Genomic DNA, 18,874 nt, shown 5'->3' with positions numbered 1-18,874 from the left:
TCATTCAGCCCGTCGTTGCAGCCCCCCTCCGGCGAGAACGACGACCAGCGCCCCGCCTGCGAGCACCGCCAGCCCGGGGACGAACGACCCCGTCGCGTCGTGGAAGACGCCGATGAGCATCGGGCCGAAGAAGCCGCCGATCTCTCCCACGGCGAAGATAAAGCCCACCGCCGTCCCCGTGAGCCGCGCGCCGATCCCCTCGAGATCGGGCGGGATCGCCCGAATGAGCGGCGAGACGCCGCCGACTCCAAGGCCAGTCACGACGATGCCGACGACGACCAGCGCTCCAGTGTCGCCGGCGATCACCCCCAGAAGGCCGAGGAAGGCGACGGTGCCACAGCCCATCAGGGCGGGCCGGCGGGCCTCGAACCGATCCGCCAGTTCGGGCACCGTGAGCACGCCGACCACGTAGGCCCCGATCAGCAGGCTCGTCGCCTGCCCGGCCAACCCGGGTGAGAACCCGCGGGACTCGAGCACCGTCGGCAGCCACCCCTGCAGGCCGTGGTTGAGCAGCAGGTACATCGTTCCGACGACGACGACCAACTGGAGTTCGCGATGCGAGAGCACCAGTCGGAGGTCGGCGACGACCGATCCGAGCGAGAAGGAGTCGTCGTCGGCCATCCGGTCGTCGATCCGTGCGCGGCGGGCGACGAGCAGCCAGCCCAGTCCGTAGACGACGGCGACGACGCCGCTCCAGAAGAACAGCGGTCGCCAACCACCGAGCCACGGACCCAGCACCGGCCGGCCGACCGCGAACACGAGCGCCGACCCCGCCGAGGCCCCGACGAGGTAGATCGCGGACGGCCGGCCGGTCCTCGCGGGCGGAAAGAGGACGCCGACCAGTTTCGGAAGGCCGAACGTGATCGCCGTCGCGCCGACGCCGAGCAGGAGCGTCGCGGCGAGCAACGACGGAAACCCGGGGGCGACGCTGCGACCGATCTGGGCGAGTCCGTAGATCACCACGCCGACCGCGAGGCTCCGTCCGGGGCCGATCCGATCGACCGCGATCCCGGAAAAGAGTGCGAGCGGGATGTAGGTCAACGGCACCGCGCCGGCGAGCATCCCAGCCTGCGTGCTCGAGAGTCCCAGATCGTCGATGATCACCGGCAAGTACGCCGGCAGCGAGAACCAGACGAACATCAGGCAGGTATAGCTCAGTGCCGCGACGGCGACGAGGCCGTACTCCTGGCGGTACTCGGCACTCGAGCGACTCATTCGGGCGAACCGAGTGCGGGGACGTTCGAGTAGTTTGCCGTCCCGGTCGATACGACCGGGTCCTTTTGTCGCGCGCGTCGTTCGTTCAGTATGATACCCGAAGAGCGAACCGTTCTCGAGCGAGCGCGGGTCGCAAGGTTAGCGACGGCCACCGAGGACGGGATCCCCCACGTAGTGCCGATCTGTTTCGCGATTCTCGAGCCCCCACACTCGAACCACGACGACGGATCCGGCCTCCGAATCGTCTCGGCGATCGACGAGAAGCCGAAGTCGTCGCGGACGCTCCAGCGCGTTCGCGACGTCCGAGCCAATCCGCGCGTCGCGCTACTCGTCGACCGGTACAGTGAGGACTGGTCGCGTCTCGCATGGGTGCAAGTCCGGGGCCGGGCCCGCGTCGTCTCGAGCGAGCCCGACGAAGACGGGGACGCCTCGATGGGCGTTTCCACCGGCAATCACGGCGACGGCGTCGCCGCGCTCGAGTCGAAGTACGAGCAGTACGGAGATCACGACCTGCACGACCGACCGATTCTCGAGATTCGCGTCGATAGGGTCCTCTCGTGGGGTGCGCTCGAAGCGTACAGCTAGCTGAACGGCGAATCGCCGACCGGCTCGAGTTGCGCCACCTCGATCAATCACACCGAAACGGCGTCTCCGAGTTCCGGCGCGCTCGAGTCGAACCCCTCCCCCCGCAGTTCCTCGGCGAACGCCGCACACCGGTCGCCGTGGTTGACGAGCACCGGGCTCTCGCGGTACGACTCGAGGAACTCGAGCACACCGCTTCGATCCGCGTGCGCGGAGAAGTCGTACTGTTCGACCTGTGCGCTGACGGGCATCACGCGGCCGTCGATCTCGGCGCGGCCGGTCTCGAGGAGGTCGCGACCGGGCGTCCCCTCGACCTGATACCCCGTCATCGCGATCTTGTTCGTCGGATTGCCGCGAATTTCGGGGATGTAGGTCATCGCCGGGCCGCCCGAGAGCATCCCGCTGGTGGTGATGATCGCCGCCGTCTGGTCGACGATCCGCTTGCGCTGGCCATCGTGACCGGTGACGAACCGTGCGTGGGAGACGGCCCGCCGAAACGCCTCGGAATCGCGGACGAACCCGGGGTGCTGGCGGAGCATCTCGGTCACCTCCTTGCCCATGCCGTCGACGTAGCAGGGGATGTCGTGAGCCGCACAGACGAGCATCAACTCCTGCGTGCGGCCGATCGCGAACGCGGGGACGACGACCGTGCCGCCCTCCCAGAGCGTCGTCTCGACGCTCTCGGCGAACCGCTCCTCGACGACGGCCCGGTCCTCGTGTTCGACGTCGGAGTACGTGCTCTCACAGAGGACGACGTCCGCCTCGGGGCGCTCGCTCGAGCCCGCGACCAGTCGCTGGCCGCTGACGAGGTCGTCGGGGCTATCCCCCCGATTCGAGGCGACGTTTCCGTTCGCGCCCGACGGCTCGTCGATATGGAAATCACCCGTGTAGAGGAGCTGGGTCTCGCCGTCGTCGACGAGGACGTGTGCGCTGCCCGGAATGTGGCCGGCGTTGTAGAACGTCACCGAGTGGCCGGCCGCCTCGAACGTCTCGCGGTAGCCGTGGGTTTGCGAGACCTGCGTGACGCGTCGGAGGTCGGTTTCCGTGAACGGGCAGTGAAACGATCCCCCGTGGAGTTTGAGCGTGTCTCGAGCGAGCGTCATCGTCAGCTCGTACGTCGGCGGCGTCCAGTGGATCGGCGGCCGGGCGTCGCCCGAGAGCAGCGCCGGCACCGCGCCGACGTGGTCGAGGTGGCCGTGGGAGACGACGACCGCCTCGGGGGTCGGCGTCTCGATCGGAAACTGCGGCGGGTTGGCCGTCAGCATCCCGAAGTCGAGGAGAAGGGCGTCGTTTACGAGGATCGCACTACGACCCACCTCGCGAGCGCCGCCGAGAAAACGGAGTTTCATTGGGGAAGGTCGGTTCTCGAGCCGTTTTCCTCCATCGGTTCTCGGTGCTCGGTCGCGGCGGCTCCGTCACCGACGTCAACGGATCGGCGGCTGCTCTCGAGCGTGCGATTCTGTTGTGGGACTCGAGACGTAGTTTAAGGACGGTCTCTACGGTGACTGCAGTCCGTTTACATCGCAGATCGAGCAGTTGACCAACCGAGATACTTAAACGCTTTACCAACATACGTTGGTTAATGGATCCTCAACCCTCCGCTCCCGGTCGGGAGGTGGAGATCCTCCTGGTCGAGGATAATCCAGGAGACGCTCGGCTCGTAAAAGAGCTGTTCTCGGATGCACACATCGTGAATACGCTCCACGTCGCTACAGATCACCGGGAGGCGCTCGATTTCGTATATCAGCGCGGCGAGTTCACGGACGCTCCGCGACCGGACATCGTCCTACTGGATTGGTATCTTCCCCGAGCGACTGGCGACGGAGTCCTCCGTACGATGAAAGCGGATGCGGCGTTGAAGCAGATTCCCATCATCGTACTAACGGGATCCGACATCGGCGAAGAGCTCATCCAAACGTCCGAGTTCGAAGCAAACGCCTATCTCACGAAGCCGGTCACTCCCGACGACTTTATTTCACTCGTGCGCTCGTTCGAGTTATTTTGGCTCAGCGTTATCCGCTCACCACCACCCGAACTGTAGCACTCGAACGTTTTCGCGCCGCTCGCGACTGCGGAGACCGGCCCTTTTACGGGCAGAGCAGACTGCGCGGGTTACGAGGGTGCTGTTCGAAACGGAGCGTTCGACAGTGCGTATCGTCGCAGACGACGCCGATCGTTAGCGATCCCGGAGACGCGTTCGATCGGTCGACTGGCGAGCGCTCGAGCCATCGCGGCCGAGCCCGTTTCCCCGGCCGAGGTCGTCCTCGAGCAGTCGATCCAGTTCGCGCTCGAACTCGTCATCGCTGAGTGTGCCGTCGACGTACCGGGAGCGAAGCTGGTCCGCCGGTGCCTCGCGTTCGGTCGACCGATCCGAACGCTCGCTGCCGTACGCCGCGTCGACGGTTGCCCCGTCGTCGCGGAACAGCGAGGCGAGACCGACCACCGACAGCACGATGACGACCAGAATCGCGAGCGCAACGACGGCTGCGACGACGGTTGCGACGATCGAGAGGACGATACTGACGACGGCTGCGATCACGCTGAGTGCGATGAACGCGAGGAGGAGGGCTCCGGCCCCCTTGAGTAGGAGTGTCCCGAGACGAGCCATACGTGTCGTTCGTCTCACACGGAGAAAAAGGTGTAGCAATCGGTCGGCTACCGGACCGGCCCTCGAGACCGGCCTCAGGAACCGTTCGACGCCGGCGGCGGGGTCGTCTTCGCGGCCGTCCGTCTCGTGAGTCCGATGAGGTAGACATCAAGTAGGCAGATCACTAACACGGCGAGCGGAACCGCGACATCGATGTAGGCGACCGATTCGAACTGCAGCGCCGTCACGACGAACGGCTCGCCGAAGTCGAGCGCACCCGACAGCGTCCGGGCGGAGAGGAAGGCGAGCGCGAGCGCGTAGCACGCGAACCAGATCGCCCCGCGTTTCCACTGACCGAGATAGCAGTGGCCGAGCCCCGCGACGAACGCCGACAGGGGATAGGCGGGCCAGATCGGTCTCGAGAGCTCACTCATCGGTCGATCCTCACTCCCGGTGGAACGGAACCCGCGTCGCACGCTCGAGTCGACCGAGCGGTGACGAGACGTCGGTACAGGCGGCGTCGTCGACGAGCGCCTCGAGTGCCGTCCGCGCTCGCTCGAGCGAACGCTCGACGGCCGGCGTCGCGTACGCGAGTTCCTCGTCGGTCACGACCGCGTGCTGGCACGTCGGGTCGAAGAGCATGCGAGCGGCGCTCGCCCGGGGATCGTCGTCGTCGGACGTGGCCGACGACTGGGACGCGAGTGCGGTCATCATCGCGTGACTATAGCGGCGCAGCGTGGTCCGTGTTTCGGTCGAGGCGCCGACGGTCGCCGCACCGATCGCTCCCGCAGTTTCGGCAAGCGTCGCTGCCACCTCGAAGCGATCGTCCACGGTCTCGTCCGCATCAGCGCACGCAGCCGGGTCAGTGCGCTGGTCCGTATCGACGCGTTCGCCCGGGGCAACGGGCTCGGCCGCGTCGATGCGAGCCAGACACTGCTGGGTAAGTGTCGTCGATCCCTCGAGCAGGAGGCGATACAGCTCGAGACGCCGCCGGTCCGACACCGGCGTCTCGGCGAGCGTCGCGTACGCGCCGGCGTGGAGGAAGTCGCTCGCGAGGATGGCGTCGTCGCGGTCGACCGCCGGCCCACCACCATCTGCCAGCCCCCCGGCGGCGCTCATCAGCGTCAGTCGAAGCGAGACGTAGCCCTCGAGGAGCGTGACCGCCGTGACGACCGGCTCGAGAACGTCCGCGAACGCGCCCGGAGTCGCCGGATCGTCCCCGGATTCGGATTCGAAGCCGACTTCGCCGGCAACGGTACACAACGCGGCGGAGAGCGACCGGTCCCGCGCCGGAACGGACTCGACGGCGACCGTGCGAATCCGCGGCGCCAAGTCGGCGCCCGGACTGTCGGGAATCGAGCGACCGAGTCGTCAGCTGGGGTGGAAATCGTGTTCGGTCACCTCAATCACCGGGTGTGGGCGTCGGCGACTCGTCGGTCACGACGTCGTCGGTCCAGGTTCCGCGGAGGAACCAGGCCGCGGTGGTGATCGTCGACAGGACGTACGAGATGGCGACGGCGTACCAGACGCCAACGACGCCCATGTCGAGGAGCATAAGCGCAACGGCTGCGATCGGAATGCGCCAGAGCCACAGCTCCTGTACGGAGAGCACCATCGCGGCTCGGGTGGAACCGCTGCCGCGGAGTCCGCCCAACAGGATCTGGAAGACGCCGAGGAAGACGTAGGAGGGGCCGGCGATGAGGATGTACGCTGCGGCGTACTGAATCACCTGATCGGCGTCCTCGGTCCCCGCCTCGATGAAGATCGAGACGATCGGTTCGGCGAACTGGTAGGCGACGGCGATGACGACCGCGAACACCGAAACGACGACGATCGAACTGAGTGTGACCGCCTGCTTGGCGCGGTCGATCTGTTGGGCGCCGAGGTTTTGGCCGACGACCGTCTCGGTGCCGCGGGCGAGCCCCAAGGCGGGCATGAACAGCAACGAGGAGAGGCGCGTGACGATCCCGTAGGCCGCGACGGCTTCGGTGCCCGCGAGCGCGATGATCGCCGTCAGAACGGTGATCCCGAACGCGCGAAAGCCCTGCTCGGTCGCGATCGGTGCGCCGATGTCGAGGATTTGCCGGACCGTCTCACCGTCGAGCCAGAGATCCGAGAGCGAGGGCTGGAGCCCGACTCGACCGGTGAACAGCAGCGCGAGGCCGATTGCGGCCGCGATGCCGCGGGAGAAGATCGTCGCGACCGCCGCTCCGTCGACGCCCCAGCCGTCGAAGCCGGTGGCGGCATAGAGCGTGGACTCGAGGCCAGTCGCCCCGACCCAGGCGAACAGCGGGTTCCCGTCGAATCCGAGGATCAGGAACGGGTCGATGAGCACGTTGAGCGTGACGCTGACGGCCATCAGATAGAGCGGCGTTCTGGTGTCGCCCCAGCCGCGGGAGAGCGCGTCGAAGATGAAAAACCAGAACATGAACACGATGCCGACGAACATGATCCGGGTGTAGCTGACGGCGTAGGCGTAGGCGTCGCCGCCGGGTGCGGCGCCGACCATCTGCATGAGCCACGGCGTCAGCACGTAGCCGACGGCGGCGAATGCGAGCGCGACGACCGTCACGAACGAGAGCGTCTGGCCGGCGAGATGGCTCGCCGCGCCGATCTTCCCCGCGCCCTTGTTCTGGGCGATGAGGACCGTCCCGGCGACGGTGAGGCCGCCGCCGACGCTGATCATCAGGAAGACGACCGCCCAGGAGTACGACAGCGCCGCGATGGCGTCTCCGCCGAGGCGACCGACCCAGTAGGTGTCCGCCAGATTGTAGCCGACGTTGAGGATCTGCGAGGCGACGATCGGCGCCGACAGCACCATGAGCGGCTTGAACAGTTCGCCGTCGGTGACGTCGACCGACCGGTCCGTTGCGTCGCTCATTCGGTGGGATCACCCTCCGCGTTCGACGCTGTATTCTCGGTATCGCTCTCCGCGTGTGGTTCCCTTTCCGTCTCGTTCGTCGCTTCGTCCGCCATTTTGTCGTCCACGAGCCGATCGTCGCGCGGGAACTCGAAGCTCGCCTCGTCGGGAAACTCGACGTCGGGCGCAAGAACGTCCGCGAGGACGCGGTCGACGGTCTCCGCTCTGACCGTCTCGAGGTACTCGTCGCGCCCGAGCGTGAACTGGCGGATCCGCGCGCCGTCGAACGAGGCCAGCAAGAGCGCCGAAACGGACTCCGGATCGTGCGCTCGAAAGACGCCCGCGTCGATCCCGTCCCGGAGGATCTCTTCGACGGCGGTCCGGAGGATATCGTCGCTCTCCCGGAGCTTTTCGCGGTAGACGTCGTTGTACGGCGCCTGCGCTCGGAGTTCGAGGAAGGCCGTGTGAAACGCCAACTCGTCGTCGTCGGGATCGGCAAGGAACCAGTCGACGAACGCCGCGAGTCGCTCGAGCGGCGGCCGGGCACGAGTCCGCTCGACCCGCGCGTCGAACCCCTCGATCAGGTACTCGATGAAGTCCGCGACGAGAGCCTCGCGCGAATCGTAGTGGTAGAAGAGCGCGGATTTGCTGCGGTCGGTTCGGTCGGCGATCGACTGGGCGGTGAGATCACTGTAGCCCTCCTCGCAGAGTGCTTCGTAGGTCGCCAGCATGATCGCGTCCCGCGTGTCGTCTGCACTCACTGACTAACCAGTCAGTCAGGGGCGGGAAAAGATGTTTCGGTTCGAAGGGGATGCCACTCGAAACTGCACGATCGAACCCTCACTCCTGATTCTGATATCGACGAATTCCGAACTGGCCGTAGCCGCCGTAAGCGATCTCGAGCGAGCCGATCCACCAGTTCCACCGATCCGTTGGGGGACCGTCGGGCGCGTCCGAAAGCTCCTCGATGACGACGTCGTTTGTCAGCGTCGCCCCGACGTCGGCCTGATACTGGCCGGAGTCCGCGAGATCGACGGCCTGCCGAACGACGACGCGAGACTGGCCCATCGTGCCGCCGAACTCGTCGCGCAGACGGACCTCGAGTGTTCCGGGGTCGATAAACACGGACGAACGTACGGCTTCGACCTACTTGACTGTTCGAGCGTCGGTACCGGGGCAACTCTCGAGTAGCGTCGAGGAAACGCCGATTCCGGCGGTCGAGAGGACGGCTCGAGCGGGCCGACGACCGGTAAGGAGTGTGCGGCGTCCGCGGACGCGCGTCGCAGTTCTAGAAGAATTTGAACAGATCGTCCCGGTTCTGCTCGTGGAGGTGGTCGCGAACGGCCTCCTCGAGCGAACTGATCTGGCCGTTCTTGGCGGTGATGGGAGCGATCGTCTCCTGCCACTGCTTCCACGGTGGGAGCAAGCCGAGGCGGTCACAGAGGTCGTTCAGTCGTTCGTCGCGGTCGTCGACCTTGTCCATCTTGTTGACGGCGACGACGGTCGGCACGTCGAGTTCCCGCAGGAAGTGGAACATCTCGACGTCGTAGGGGATCTCGTCGGGGCCGGAGTGGCGGTCGATGATGTCGATGACGCTCTTGCCGTCGACGACCAGCACCGCGACGAGGACGTTGTCGGCGTACTCCTCGAGATAGTGGACGATGCCGGTCTTGATCTCTTCGCGGTGGTCCTCGTGGACGCCGCTCATGAAGCCGAAGCCGGGCAGATCGGTGATGACGAAGTCCTCGGGCGCCCAGTCGTAGTGGTTCGGCTCGCGAGTGACGCCGGGTTTGCCGCCGGTGTCGAAGCTGTGGCCGGTCAACTCGCGCATGAGCGTCGACTTGCCCACGTTGGAGCGACCGACGAGGACGACCTCGGCCTCGCGGTCGGGACGGGTATCGAACATAGGGCGTCGTAGGTGCGTCCCGGGTTTATACTCCGTGAATGAAGTCCCCGCGGCGGTCGCAACCCCGACGTCACACGAGTATTGCGATGAGCGTTCCGCCCACCAGCGCGGCGATCGCGAGTCCCGCGAGCCCGACGACTCTCGCCCGCGACGGCGCGGGCTCGAGGTCGACGTGGCGGCTGTTCCGAGCAGTCTGGAGACCGAACCAGGCGAGCGACAGCCCGCCGATACTCGCCGCGACGGCAAAGAGTCCCGCATCGGTTCCGCCGGTGCCGAGGGCTCGAACGCTCGAGAGGATGACGACGACGGCGAGGACGACGTCGGCGGTACCGAGGAGAACGTTCCACGGGAGCGTCCGCGGGCCAACCGTGATCGACTCGACGGTACCGCCGACGATCGACAGCACCGCCGCGGCGACGAGCCCCGAAAGCAGGACGGCGATAACGGGGTCCGCGATGGCGTCGCGTCCGAAAACGGCGAGAAAGCCCGCGATCAGCGTCAGCAAGAGGCTACCGAACCACGGTGCGAGCCGTCGGTACATGAACGAATTACGTTCCATTGACATAAAATCGTATCGGTGTGGATCTCTCGGCACGTCACCGATGTCGGGTCCGCCGGCGCTTCGTCGCGAAAGCCGCCGACTGGGAGCCGAAAGCGCCCCAAGTTATGTCCCCCGAGGTTCTCAGCCAGAGGTGTGCGGCTCGTACAGCTGACGGTTCCGACCGGTAAGCGAGAGACGATCGTCGACACGCTCGAGGATCGGGAGATCGATTACGTTCTCACCGACGAGAACAGCAATCGGGACTATACGGCGGTTATCTACTTCCCGCTCCCGTCACCGGCGGTCGAACCCGTTCTCGACGAGCTACAGGACGCCGGCATCGACGATGACGCGTACACGGTCGTCGTCGACGCGGAAACGGTCATCTCTCGGCGCTTCGAGTCCCTTCGCGAGGAGTACGAGAACGGCGACGTCGAGAGCGACCGGATCTCGAGACAGGAACTCCAGGCGGAGGCGGACTCGCTGACGCCGACGTTTGCCGTCTACGCGATCATGACGGTCATCAGCGCCGTCGTCGCGACGGCGGGTCTGTTCCTCAACTCTCCGGCCGTCGTCGTCGGTTCGATGGTGATCGCACCGCTGATCGGGCCCGCGCTCGGACTGAGCGTCGGTTCGGTGATCGACGACGAGGAACTGTTCAAGAGCAGTCTCTACTATCAGATCATCGGTATCGTCCTCGCAATCGGTGCAGCGGCGGTTTTCGCCTGGACGGTCAGGGTGACGAACATCGTCCCGCCCGGGCTCGATATCGGCAGCGTCGACGAAATCTCCGAGCGACTCGCGCCGGACTTGCTCTCGCTCGCGATCGCTCTCGGTGCCGGCGTCGCGGGGATCATCAGTATCGCGACGGGGACCTCCGTCGCCCTCGTCGGGGTGATGATCGCGGCCGCGTTGATTCCGCCCGCCGCGGCGGCCGGCATCGCCATCGCCTGGGGCCAGCCGTCGGCCGCGATCGGCTCCACGGCGCTCGTGCTGGTCAACGTCCTCTCGGTGAACCTCGCCGGACTCCTGACGCTGTGGTGGGCCGGCTACCGACCGGAGAATCTGTTCTCGATCGGAAAGACGGAAGAACGCGTCCGCAGGCGAGTGATCGGACTGGCCGTGATCGTCCTCGTCTTCGCTGTGTTCCTCGGCGCCATCACCTACTCCTCGTTCGCCGTCGCGACCTTCGAGGAGAACGCCCGGGGCGAGGTCGAAATGGTCCTTTCGGAGGGGGAGTTCGCCGAGTATCAGCTCCTCGAGTTCGAGGTCGTTATGGACGACGACTATCCGTTCGTCAGCCCGGAGCGCGTGACCCTCACGATCGGGGGACCCCAGGGGGAAATCCCCCCGGAGCTAGCTGATACGTTACACGAGCGGATCAACCAGCACGCCGACGACCCGGTCGGCGTCGAGATCAGATCCGTCGGGATCACGGAGCGCTGAGGGTCCCGTTTTTCCGCGATCTGCTCTCGGATACGCGTCGACGCGAACGCGTTGCCGAGGCGTTCTGATCACGCGTTCGGAACCGCGAGGAGCCGCTCGAGCGGCTGAGTCGCTCGCACGAGGAGGCAAGCGAGTGTCAGATCTGCCCCAGACGAACTTATCGCCGCAGTCGATCGAGCATCGTCGCGTTTCGGTCGGTTCCGTCGGCCGCGTCCGTCGGCTCGGCCGCGGCGGCGGACTCGCGTTCGGACTGATCGCTCCGGTCCTCGTTATCGCTCGAGTCGCCGCGGCCGAACCGCCGCCGAATCCACGTTCTCGGGCCGCCGATGCGGTTGATGAGATACGTCGGAAAGTACAGCGCCACCACTCCGAGCGCGAAGAAGCCGATTCCGGCGGCGATTCGACCGCCCCGGACAAACTCGAAGCCGACGACGAACATCGGGCCGGCCATCGAGAGCCCGGCGGCGGTCTGGAGCATCCAGAAGATACCCGGTCCCTTCATCGCTGTCTCGGTTCGGGTCGCCCGCCGGTATCGCTGTCGGTTCGCAAATCCGACGGCACTGTCACTCGTCGAACGGCAGTTTGGGTTCGTAGTCGATCGCCCCGATGGCCGCTTCGACCACCGTCTCGACGTCCGCGCCGGTCTCGACGCTCATGGCGTAATCGGCGGCCATCTCGTCGATCAGGCTGTCGTCCCAGACCTCCTTGCGGTCGACCTTGTTCGCGATCGTGAGCACGGGAACGTCCTCGAACTGCGCCGCGATGGAGTCGCGGAGTTCGAGTTGGGACTCGAGGGGGTAGCCACACTCGGCGCTCGGGTCGATCATCACGAGCATGCAGTCGGCGAGGTGCTCGATGGCGCTGACGGCCTGGGATTCGATCTCGTTGCGTTCGTCCGCCGGTCGGTCAAGCAGGCCGGGCGTATCGACGATCTGATAGCGGACGCGATCGCGCTCAAAGTGGCCGAGGCCGATCCCTCTGGTCGTAAACGGGTACGACGCCGTCTCGCCGCGGGCGTTGGTGATGTCGTTGACGAACGATGACTTCCCGACGTTGGGGTAGCCGGCGACGACGATCGTCGGCTCCTCGGGGTTGATCTCGGGTAAGTCCCGCAGGTCGTTCCGGGACTTGTTGATGTAGATCAGTTCGTCGTCGATCTGCTCGACGATGTCCGCGAGGCGAGCGAAGGCCTGCTTTCGGTGTTTGCGGGCCGTGTCGACGTCCGTCTTCCGGAGCTTCGGCTGGTACTCCTCGTGGATCTCGCGGGCCTTCCGGCTGGCCCACATCACTTCCGAGAGGCTCTGGCGAAGCCTGTCCACGTCGACGATCGCGTCGGCGAGTTCGTAGTAGAAGGGGTGGACGTCGTCCTCGTACGCGAAGTCCGGCCACGCCGTGACCACGTTCTCCAAGTTGTCGGAGATGATGTTCGCCGCCACCTGAAGCATTGACTGCTGGGCCTCGAGCCCGCCTTTGGCCTTCCCGGACCGGGATGCCCGCGAAAACGCCTTATCGATCAGCTCTTCCGACGTGGGCGTTGTCGGAAGGTCTTCGAAAATCATACCCTGCACTAGATCCCCCGATCATAAAAGGCCGTTCGTTACGTGCCGATGGAAATCGGCCGCGGGGATTATATCCCGTTCGACTCTTTAGCTGATGCATGCACGTTCGTTGTTTCGTGTCCGGCGATCTCGAGGCGGCGGAGCGAGTCCACTCGCTCGGACGAGAGCGCCGCGAGCTAACGATCACCGTCGTGGACCCGACAGACGGGGACGAATGGACCCAGACGGAATCGGTCGACTGCGTGCTCTATCACGACAGCGTCGATTCGACGGTGATCGATCGAATTCGTTCGGAGTGGCCGGCCGTCCCCGTCGTTCACGTGATCGGCGGTCGCAACGACGAGTTCGAGGACGGAGCGATAGCCGAGTTGCGTCCCGTCGACGACTGGGTGGACGAGGACCGACTCGTCTCGGCGCCGTCGCTCGTCGTCGCTCGTCTCCGCCGAGCGGTCGAGCGGGCGACGGAACTGTCGACCGCACGGGAACGAGCCACCCACTTCTCCGGTCTCATCGAGAACGCGTCGGATCTCGTCACCGTCCTCGACGAGAACGGTCTCGTCCAGTATCAGAGTCCGTCGATCAGCAACATTCTGGGCTACGGGCAGGACGAACTCGTCGGCGAGTACGCGTTCGACTACATCCACCCGGACGACACGAACCGCGCTGCCGAGATATTTTTCGATGTCGTCACATCCGAAACGAACCGTATCGGCCGTGCCGTGTTCCGATTCCGGCACGCGGACGGCTCGTGGATCTCGCTCGAGGCGGTCGGCCAGTCGCTCCCGACCGACACCCCTACCGGATCGGATGATGACGGCCGCGAGTTCGTCATTATCTCCCGAGACATCACAGAGATGCGAGAGACGACCGAGGAACTGCGGAGCACGCGCGACCAACTGCAGGTTATCCTCGACAACACACCGGCGGTCGTCTACATGAAGGATCTCGAGCAACGATATCTCTACGTCAACCCGGCGTTCGAGGAGATATTCGACCAGCCGCGCGAGGAGATACTCGGGAAGCGAACGGAGGACATCCATCCGGCGGTCAACGTCGAGCAGATCAACGAGATGGATCGCGAGGTGCTCGAAAGTGGGGAGGCGAACAAGTACGTCGAAGATTTCCGTATTAGGGGCAAGCGTCGGGTCTTCTTCAACGTCCGAGCGCCGCTGTTCGACGCCGACGGCGAACCGTACGCCATCTACGGGATCGCCACCGAGATCACCGAGCGTAAAGAGCGCGAAGAGAGCATGCAGGCGCTCGCCGAAGCCGGGCCGCGGCTGCTCGAGTGCGAGACGATGGAGTCGGTCGGCTCGGTCGCCGTCTCCGTCGCGGAATCGGTGCTGAACCAGCCGATCACCGCCATCTTGACGCTCGACGAGGCGGGCAACGTGCTCCGACCGCTCACGATGACCGACGAAGCGACCGATCTGTTCGGCGAAACGGCGATCCCCCGCGGGTCGGGGATCGCCTGGCGGGTGTTCACCACGGGCGAACTGTACGCCTCGAGCGACATCAGTTCCGATCCGGAAGTGTTGAACCCGGAGACTTCGATCGAGAGCGAGATCGTCGTCCCGCTCGGCGAACACGGGGTCCTGCTCGCGGGCTCGACCGAAACCCGCACGTTCGACGAACACGACCTCGAGTTCGCGACGATCCTGGGGGCGATGATTCAGGGGACGATCGACCGAGTCGACAGGGAGCGACAGCTTCAGACGAAGAATAAGCGGTTAGAGGAGTTTTCGAACGTCCTCGCACACGACCTTCGGAACCCCCTCGCCGTCGCGAAGGGGTACGCCGAACTTACGCGCGAAACCGACGACCTGGAGTATCTCTCTGACGTCGAGGAGGGCGTCGAACGGGCGCTGTCGATCATGGATGGCTTGCTCGCGCTCGCACGAACTGGCCAGGGAGTCAACGAGTTCGAATCAGCCGAACTCGAGCAGCTGGCCAGCGAGGCGTGGTCGTCGATCGAGACGCGCGAGGCGACGCTACGGGTCGAGTCCGATCGGACGATTACCGCCGATCTGGGATGGCTCCAGCAGCTGTTCGAGAACGTGTTCCGAAACGCGATCGAACACGGCGGTGCGGACGTCTCCGTTCGTGTCGGCGCAATCGACGGCGGCTTCTACATCGCCGACGACGGTCCCGGGATCGACCCCGAGCAGCGAGAGCGGTTGCTCGAGGGCGACAGCTCCGGCGCCAACGTCCGGTTCGGCTTCAAGATCATCCGGGACGTCATCGACGCGCACGGCTGGAATCTCTCGATCGAGGAGAGCGACGAGGGCGGTGCGAGGTTCGAAATCGTCGGTCTTCGATGAGGTCGCGATACGCACCAGCTACCTCCGGCCAACAGTATATCCGCGCTGCTCGCGTATACTCGAGTATGACGAACTGGCGTGCGGTTCTCGTCGGCTTCCTCGTCGCGACCGTGCTCGGACTGTTCGGGCTCGCCCTGCCCGGACTGGGGCAACTCGCCGCGGGACTGATCGGTGGCTTCGTCGCCGGCTACATGGCCGGCGGCGGCCTCGGGCGCGGCTTCTGGCATGGATTGCTCGCCGGTGCCCTCGGCGGCATCGTCGGGGGTCTGTTGATCGCTCTGGTCGTCGGCATCGCCGGCTGGGCGGGCGGTCCCATCGGCGGCGCGATTACCGGGATCGCCGGCCTCGGGATCTTCGCAATCGCCGTGCTCGTCTCGTTCATTATGGCGATCGAGAGCGCCATCGCGGGGGCGATCGGTGGCGTGCTCAACCCCGACCGTCCCGACCGACCCGGTCGCGGCGGACGAAACACGTACTGATCTCGGCGAGACGAACGCCGGCAGCCGACGGCTCGATCCCGCTACTGTGTCCCGTCTCGACCGAGCGCGCGCCGCTCTCCCGTTTCGTTCGGATTGCCAACTGACCCAACAGCGCCACCGGTGAGAGAAGACGACGGTTCAAGCCGACGCCATCTCTCGACAGCTCTCGACGCACTTCGGCAGGATCTCGGCACAGGCCTGACAGTGGTCGTGATCGTGCTGTTCGCACTCTTCGGCGCACTCCTCACAGAGGTCCGCACAGAGTTCGCCCAGTTCCTGGTGGTAGCCCGAGTTACGGGCCATAAATCGCGCGTGCAGCGAGGCGACGTCCGCCACGTCCCGGCAGAGGCGGATGCAGCGGGCCATCCCTTCGCCCTCGTCCGCGCAGGCGTCGGCACACCACTCGCAGACTTGGGCAGCCTCGAGGCAGTTGTCGATACACTCCTGCATGTGGTCGTCCGCGTGGTCGATCTGTTGTACCGCCATCGCATGAACCCACATCGAACGTCGCCATCAAAGTGTAACGGGCGACTGCAAGGGCGACAGGGGGCGGTCCAAGCGGGAGCGAACGGCCGGGGCGTCCCACCGACCGCATCGCAAACGCCGATCCGTACCTGTTAGCGGAGCGTCTCGGTGTTCAACCTGAGCGCGTCTACGACCGTCGGCGTCACGTCGGTCGCATACGGCGGTGCGTTCTCTCGCTCGTCCCACCAGTGGTACTGGAATCACGCGTCTCGATCCGTGACCAGCACGAGATCGCCCGCATTCGGGTGATCGATGTCGTACTCTTCCTTCCCGGACTCTTCGAGCACCGCGCCCACGCCATCTAGTCCGGATAGGCCGCCTCGGCGACGGCGATCGCGGACGTGCGTCGCTCGACGTCGACTCCATGACAATTGCTCACAAATACAGCAGCACTGCTCCGTGTCATCGGCGTCCAATTCGCAATTCCCGCGTTAGCGTCGCACGGTTCGCGGCTTCCATTTCATCGACCGACGGCTCGAGCCGTCCGCTTCAGCGCCGCGCCTCGAGTTCCGCCTCGAGATCCTCCAGTTCCATCTCCTTCATCGAGAGCAGCACGAGCAGGTGGTAGACGATGTCTGCGGCCTCGTAGGCGATCTCGTCGCGGTCGTCGTCTTTCGCCGCGAGGACGAGTTCGGTCGTCTCCTCGCCGAGTTTCTCGAGCACCGCGTTCTCGCCTTTCTCGTGCGTGAACAGCGAGGCGGTGTAGGACTCCTCTGGTAGCGTCTCCTTGCGATCCTCGATCACGGCGAACAGCTCTTCGAGCGTCTGGTCCATCTACATCTCACCCGACATACTGCGGATGTCTTCTAACTGCTCGAACTTTTGGCTATCGTCTCGGCCGTCCTCGAAGACGGCCTCGGTGATCTCGATGGGGGCGTTCGTCCGGGCCGCGAGCGCGAGCGAGTCGCTCGGTCGGGCGTCGACGACGGTTTCGCCCCGCGCCGTCTCGAGGTGGAGGTCGGCGATGTAGGTGCCGCCCTGCCCGTCGTCGCGTTCTTTGATCTCGTTGACGACGACGCGGTCGATCCGACTGCCCAGTTCCTCCATGACGTCGAGCAGGAGGTCGTGGGTAAGTGGGCGGCCGATATCTTCGGCCTCGAGACCGCGGGCGATGCTCGTCGCCTCGTTGAAGCCGATGAAGATCGGGACGACGTCGTCTTCACCGTCGACCTTGAGGACGACCACTGGCACCGGTCCCTGCGGGGTCCCCGCGACACGAACCGCGTCGATGGATGCCTGCATACCGATACCCTTGCGAGCGAGCGAGAAAACACGTCCGGTCGCGAATGCATGCTGCCATATCGTCGCCGTCGGGAGGATCGGGTCAGTTCGTCGGCGGTTCGACGACGACGCGCCCGTCGTTCGAGACCGTCACCTGACAGCGCTCGTACGAGAAGGAGATCTCGATGGGGCGGTCTCGAGTCGATCGCAGGAGGGCGCCGAGCGCTTCGGGATCGACCATCTCGTACAGCGCAGTCATCGCGGTTGGGTCGCGGTTCGTCACCGCACCCACGGTTTCGACGACTGCGCTGAGCACCGTCTCGGAATCGATATCGAACTCCCTGTGGAACGTTCCCGTCGTGGGATCGTAGCCGGTACTGTCGTCACCGGTCGGTCGGAAAGGGGTGGAACCGGTGTGGCTCGTGTTCTCATTCATTGCTCTCGCTAGAACGGACAGTGGCCTAAGAGGGTATGCTGACCAGTCAGCGTGCGTCCGCGCCGGACTTCTCGAAGAGGTGACGGAAGACGGTTCGCTGTGCCTTGCGAAGGTGCTGGTTGAAGGTCTGTCGCGTGACGCCGAACCGGTTCGCGAGCTCGTCGCCGGTACTGGCTCGCGGCGAATCGAAGTAGCCGCCGAAGTAGGCGGCGTCGAGCGCGGACAGCTGTCGGTCGGTGAGCGCGTCGGCGACGACGTCGTAGAGGAGATGCGGCGAGTAGACGAGCCTTTCGGACACCAGTTCGACCTCGGGGTGGAACTCCCGAATGCCGTCCGCGGCCAGACGGGGATCGACGTCGCCGGGAAGCTCGCCGCGAAACCGGACCTCGTTCGGGCTGACGATGATCGTGCGGGCCTGACCGCCGAGGGACTGAAAGACGTGCGAGACCGTCGTCGATTCCGCGTGGGCTTCGATGCGGCTGTAGCCGCCGATCGAACTGAGCAACCGCGCGTCGAGGTAGTGGGGGACTTCTTCGACGACGGTCACGAACTCGCTCGCGGAGAGATCCGCCGTCCCCATGTACTGGACGGTCGTCCCGTCCGGCAGCGAGACGATAGAGTCGATCTCGATTCGCGTTTCGCCGTCGTCGACGCGGAGAGAGGGCGGGACGGCCGACTCGTCGGCCCGGTACTCGAGCAGTCGGACGTGGTCGCTGGTCAACCGCTTCTCGCGGCGTTTTAACGCCGTCACGTCCTCGAACGCGACGACAACGTGCTCGACCGCCCCCTCGTCGTCTAAGACGGGTGACGTACTGCTCGAGAACCATCGCTCGGAGCCGTCCGGGAGCTCGATCCAGTGTTCGAACCCGTACACCGGTTCGGCCGACTCGAAGGTACGCGTGATGGGGTGCTCGTTCGGGGCGATCGGCGCTCCGTCGTCGTCGTAGATTGGCCATTCCGACGGATCGTACGGTCGGCCGGTAAGCCGTTCGTTCGCGAGCCCGAGCGTCTCCGAGGCGCGGTCGTTCGCGAAGGCGATTATTCCCGTCGAATCGACCACGATCGTGCTGACCGGACTCACGTCGAACACCTGTCGTGCGACCTCCTCGGGGGGTGTGCGTTGGCGCTCGGGTTGCTCGTGGTCGGACGGTTCGTCGCCCTGAACCGTCCCCGTTGACGAATCCGTCATCGCACCA

The 18,874-nt window shown here is 65.3% G+C and carries 22 protein-coding genes; 5 read left to right on the top strand and 17 right to left on the bottom strand.

The window, feature by feature from the left end:
* Window positions 1–1,215, bottom strand: coding sequence for an MFS transporter (locus tag ACSFC5_RS01225; protein ID WP_440763448.1), 1,215 nt, complete (start codon window positions 1,213–1,215; stop codon window positions 1–3).
* Window positions 1,216–1,305: 90 nt separating this feature from the next.
* Between ACSFC5_RS01225 and ACSFC5_RS01220 the strand changes: the two genes are divergently transcribed.
* The gene (locus ACSFC5_RS01220; RefSeq protein ID WP_440763447.1) at window positions 1,306–1,800 is read left to right on the top strand and encodes a TIGR03668 family PPOX class F420-dependent oxidoreductase; all 495 of its coding nucleotides are present in this window, start codon (window positions 1,306–1,308) and stop codon (window positions 1,798–1,800) included.
* 47 nt (window positions 1,801–1,847) lie between these two features.
* Here the strand turns inward: ACSFC5_RS01220 and ACSFC5_RS01215 are convergent, their stop codons facing one another.
* Window positions 1,848–3,146: an MBL fold metallo-hydrolase gene (locus tag ACSFC5_RS01215; RefSeq protein ID WP_440763446.1), complete on the bottom strand. Its 1,299-nt coding sequence runs from the start codon at window positions 3,144–3,146 to the stop codon at window positions 1,848–1,850.
* Between the two features lie 233 nt (window positions 3,147–3,379).
* Between ACSFC5_RS01215 and ACSFC5_RS01210 the strand changes: the two genes are divergently transcribed.
* Window positions 3,380–3,838 carry a response regulator gene (locus ACSFC5_RS01210; RefSeq protein ID WP_440763445.1) on the top strand — a complete coding sequence of 153 codons (459 nt, stop codon included), beginning with the start codon at window positions 3,380–3,382 and terminating at the stop codon, window positions 3,836–3,838.
* A 135-nt stretch (window positions 3,839–3,973) separates the two neighbouring features.
* Here the strand turns inward: ACSFC5_RS01210 and ACSFC5_RS01205 are convergent, their stop codons facing one another.
* The 8 genes from ACSFC5_RS01205 to ACSFC5_RS01170 form a co-directional block, all read right to left on the bottom strand.
* On the bottom strand, window positions 3,974–4,405 hold the full coding sequence (locus tag ACSFC5_RS01205; RefSeq protein WP_440763444.1) for an SHOCT domain-containing protein: 432 nt from the start codon (window positions 4,403–4,405) through the stop codon (window positions 3,974–3,976).
* 74 nt (window positions 4,406–4,479) lie between these two features.
* The gene (locus tag ACSFC5_RS01200) at window positions 4,480–4,818 is read right to left on the bottom strand and encodes a hypothetical protein (RefSeq protein ID WP_440763443.1); all 339 of its coding nucleotides are present in this window, start codon (window positions 4,816–4,818) and stop codon (window positions 4,480–4,482) included.
* A gap of 10 nt (window positions 4,819–4,828) precedes the next feature.
* Window positions 4,829–5,716, bottom strand: a complete 888-nt coding sequence (locus tag ACSFC5_RS01195; protein ID WP_440763442.1) for a polyprenyl synthetase family protein — start codon at window positions 5,714–5,716, stop codon at window positions 4,829–4,831.
* Window positions 5,717–5,786: 70 nt separating this feature from the next.
* A complete protein-coding gene (locus ACSFC5_RS01190) occupies window positions 5,787–7,265 on the bottom strand; it encodes an MATE family efflux transporter (protein WP_440763441.1) in 1,479 nt (492 codons plus the stop codon).
* A complete protein-coding gene (locus tag ACSFC5_RS01185; protein ID WP_440765003.1) occupies window positions 7,262–7,975 on the bottom strand; it encodes a TetR/AcrR family transcriptional regulator in 714 nt (237 codons plus the stop codon). Before ACSFC5_RS01185 ends, ACSFC5_RS01190 begins: the two co-directional genes overlap by 4 nt.
* A gap of 109 nt (window positions 7,976–8,084) precedes the next feature.
* Window positions 8,085–8,369, bottom strand: a complete 285-nt coding sequence (locus ACSFC5_RS01180) for a WNWW family protein (RefSeq protein ID WP_440763440.1) — start codon at window positions 8,367–8,369, stop codon at window positions 8,085–8,087.
* Between the two features lie 163 nt (window positions 8,370–8,532).
* Window positions 8,533–9,150, bottom strand: coding sequence for a GTP-binding protein EngB (gene engB, locus ACSFC5_RS01175; RefSeq protein WP_440763439.1), 618 nt, complete (start codon window positions 9,148–9,150; stop codon window positions 8,533–8,535).
* A gap of 70 nt (window positions 9,151–9,220) precedes the next feature.
* A complete protein-coding gene (locus ACSFC5_RS01170; protein WP_440763438.1) occupies window positions 9,221–9,691 on the bottom strand; it encodes a DUF7994 family protein in 471 nt (156 codons plus the stop codon).
* A gap of 153 nt (window positions 9,692–9,844) precedes the next feature.
* Between ACSFC5_RS01170 and ACSFC5_RS01165 the strand changes: the two genes are divergently transcribed.
* A complete protein-coding gene (locus tag ACSFC5_RS01165; RefSeq protein WP_440763437.1) occupies window positions 9,845–11,137 on the top strand; it encodes a TIGR00341 family protein in 1,293 nt (430 codons plus the stop codon).
* 157 nt (window positions 11,138–11,294) lie between these two features.
* Here the strand turns inward: ACSFC5_RS01165 and ACSFC5_RS01160 are convergent, their stop codons facing one another.
* Window positions 11,295–11,639 carry a hypothetical protein gene (locus tag ACSFC5_RS01160; protein ID WP_440763436.1) on the bottom strand — a complete coding sequence of 115 codons (345 nt, stop codon included), beginning with the start codon at window positions 11,637–11,639 and terminating at the stop codon, window positions 11,295–11,297.
* A gap of 61 nt (window positions 11,640–11,700) precedes the next feature.
* Window positions 11,701–12,696 carry an NOG1 family protein gene (locus ACSFC5_RS01155; protein ID WP_440763435.1) on the bottom strand — a complete coding sequence of 332 codons (996 nt, stop codon included), beginning with the start codon at window positions 12,694–12,696 and terminating at the stop codon, window positions 11,701–11,703.
* A 116-nt stretch (window positions 12,697–12,812) separates the two neighbouring features.
* Between ACSFC5_RS01155 and ACSFC5_RS01150 the strand changes: the two genes are divergently transcribed.
* On the top strand, window positions 12,813–15,017 hold the full coding sequence (locus ACSFC5_RS01150; RefSeq protein WP_440763434.1) for a PAS domain-containing sensor histidine kinase: 2,205 nt from the start codon (window positions 12,813–12,815) through the stop codon (window positions 15,015–15,017).
* 65 nt (window positions 15,018–15,082) lie between these two features.
* Window positions 15,083–15,496 (top strand): DUF5518 domain-containing protein, encoded by a 414-nt coding sequence (locus ACSFC5_RS01145; protein ID WP_440763433.1) that lies wholly within the window; start codon window positions 15,083–15,085, stop codon window positions 15,494–15,496.
* A 138-nt stretch (window positions 15,497–15,634) separates the two neighbouring features.
* Here ACSFC5_RS01145 and ACSFC5_RS01140 read toward each other — a convergent pair whose 3' ends face one another.
* The 5 genes from ACSFC5_RS01140 to ACSFC5_RS01120 form a co-directional block, all read right to left on the bottom strand.
* Window positions 15,635–15,982, bottom strand: a complete 348-nt coding sequence (locus ACSFC5_RS01140; RefSeq protein WP_440763432.1) for a four-helix bundle copper-binding protein — start codon at window positions 15,980–15,982, stop codon at window positions 15,635–15,637.
* A 528-nt stretch (window positions 15,983–16,510) separates the two neighbouring features.
* Entirely contained in the window at window positions 16,511–16,795 is a 285-nt protein-coding gene (hisE, locus tag ACSFC5_RS01135) for a phosphoribosyl-ATP diphosphatase (RefSeq protein WP_440763431.1), read from the bottom strand.
* Window positions 16,796–17,263: a bifunctional nuclease family protein gene (locus ACSFC5_RS01130; protein WP_440763430.1), complete on the bottom strand. Its 468-nt coding sequence runs from the start codon at window positions 17,261–17,263 to the stop codon at window positions 16,796–16,798.
* 82 nt (window positions 17,264–17,345) lie between these two features.
* Window positions 17,346–17,678 (bottom strand): HalOD1 output domain-containing protein, encoded by a 333-nt coding sequence (locus ACSFC5_RS01125; RefSeq protein WP_440763429.1) that lies wholly within the window; start codon window positions 17,676–17,678, stop codon window positions 17,346–17,348.
* Between the two features lie 46 nt (window positions 17,679–17,724).
* Entirely contained in the window at window positions 17,725–18,867 is a 1,143-nt protein-coding gene (locus tag ACSFC5_RS01120) for a bacterio-opsin activator domain-containing protein (RefSeq protein WP_440763428.1), read from the bottom strand.
* Window positions 18,868–18,874 lie beyond the last annotated feature (7 nt).

The sequence above is a fragment of the Natronorubrum marinum genome, from assembly GCF_052040125.1.
Lineage (GTDB): Archaea > Halobacteriota > Halobacteria > Halobacteriales > Natrialbaceae > Natronorubrum.
The sequence above is the reverse complement of the archived record's forward strand: the minus strand, read 5'-3'. Positions and strand labels throughout refer to the sequence as shown.

Coding starts and splice junctions, on each gene's coding strand:
- ACSFC5_RS01225 (WP_440763448.1), bottom strand. CDS start 1,215: ATGAGTCGCTCGAGTGCCGAGTACCGCCAGGAGTACGGCCTCGTCGCC.
- ACSFC5_RS01220 (WP_440763447.1), top strand. CDS start 1,306: ATGATACCCGAAGAGCGAACCGTTCTCGAGCGAGCGCGGGTCGCAAGG.
- ACSFC5_RS01215 (WP_440763446.1), bottom strand. CDS start 3,146: ATGAAACTCCGTTTTCTCGGCGGCGCTCGCGAGGTGGGTCGTAGTGCG.
- ACSFC5_RS01210 (WP_440763445.1), top strand. CDS start 3,380: ATGGATCCTCAACCCTCCGCTCCCGGTCGGGAGGTGGAGATCCTCCTG.
- ACSFC5_RS01205 (WP_440763444.1), bottom strand. CDS start 4,405: ATGGCTCGTCTCGGGACACTCCTACTCAAGGGGGCCGGAGCCCTCCTC.
- ACSFC5_RS01200 (WP_440763443.1), bottom strand. CDS start 4,818: ATGAGTGAGCTCTCGAGACCGATCTGGCCCGCCTATCCCCTGTCGGCG.
- ACSFC5_RS01190 (WP_440763441.1), bottom strand. CDS start 7,265: ATGAGCGACGCAACGGACCGGTCGGTCGACGTCACCGACGGCGAACTG.
- ACSFC5_RS01185 (WP_440765003.1), bottom strand. CDS start 7,975: ATGCTGGCGACCTACGAAGCACTCTGCGAGGAGGGCTACAGTGATCTC.
- engB (WP_440763439.1), bottom strand. CDS start 9,150: ATGTTCGATACCCGTCCCGACCGCGAGGCCGAGGTCGTCCTCGTCGGT.
- ACSFC5_RS01170 (WP_440763438.1), bottom strand. CDS start 9,691: ATGTACCGACGGCTCGCACCGTGGTTCGGTAGCCTCTTGCTGACGCTG.
- ACSFC5_RS01160 (WP_440763436.1), bottom strand. CDS start 11,639: ATGAAGGGACCGGGTATCTTCTGGATGCTCCAGACCGCCGCCGGGCTC.
- ACSFC5_RS01155 (WP_440763435.1), bottom strand. CDS start 12,696: ATGATTTTCGAAGACCTTCCGACAACGCCCACGTCGGAAGAGCTGATC.
- ACSFC5_RS01145 (WP_440763433.1), top strand. CDS start 15,083: ATGACGAACTGGCGTGCGGTTCTCGTCGGCTTCCTCGTCGCGACCGTG.
- ACSFC5_RS01140 (WP_440763432.1), bottom strand. CDS start 15,982: ATGGCGGTACAACAGATCGACCACGCGGACGACCACATGCAGGAGTGT.
- hisE (WP_440763431.1), bottom strand. CDS start 16,795: ATGGACCAGACGCTCGAAGAGCTGTTCGCCGTGATCGAGGATCGCAAG.
- ACSFC5_RS01130 (WP_440763430.1), bottom strand. CDS start 17,263: ATGCAGGCATCCATCGACGCGGTTCGTGTCGCGGGGACCCCGCAGGGA.
- ACSFC5_RS01125 (WP_440763429.1), bottom strand. CDS start 17,678: ATGAATGAGAACACGAGCCACACCGGTTCCACCCCTTTCCGACCGACC.
- ACSFC5_RS01120 (WP_440763428.1), bottom strand. CDS start 18,867: ATGACGGATTCGTCAACGGGGACGGTTCAGGGCGACGAACCGTCCGAC.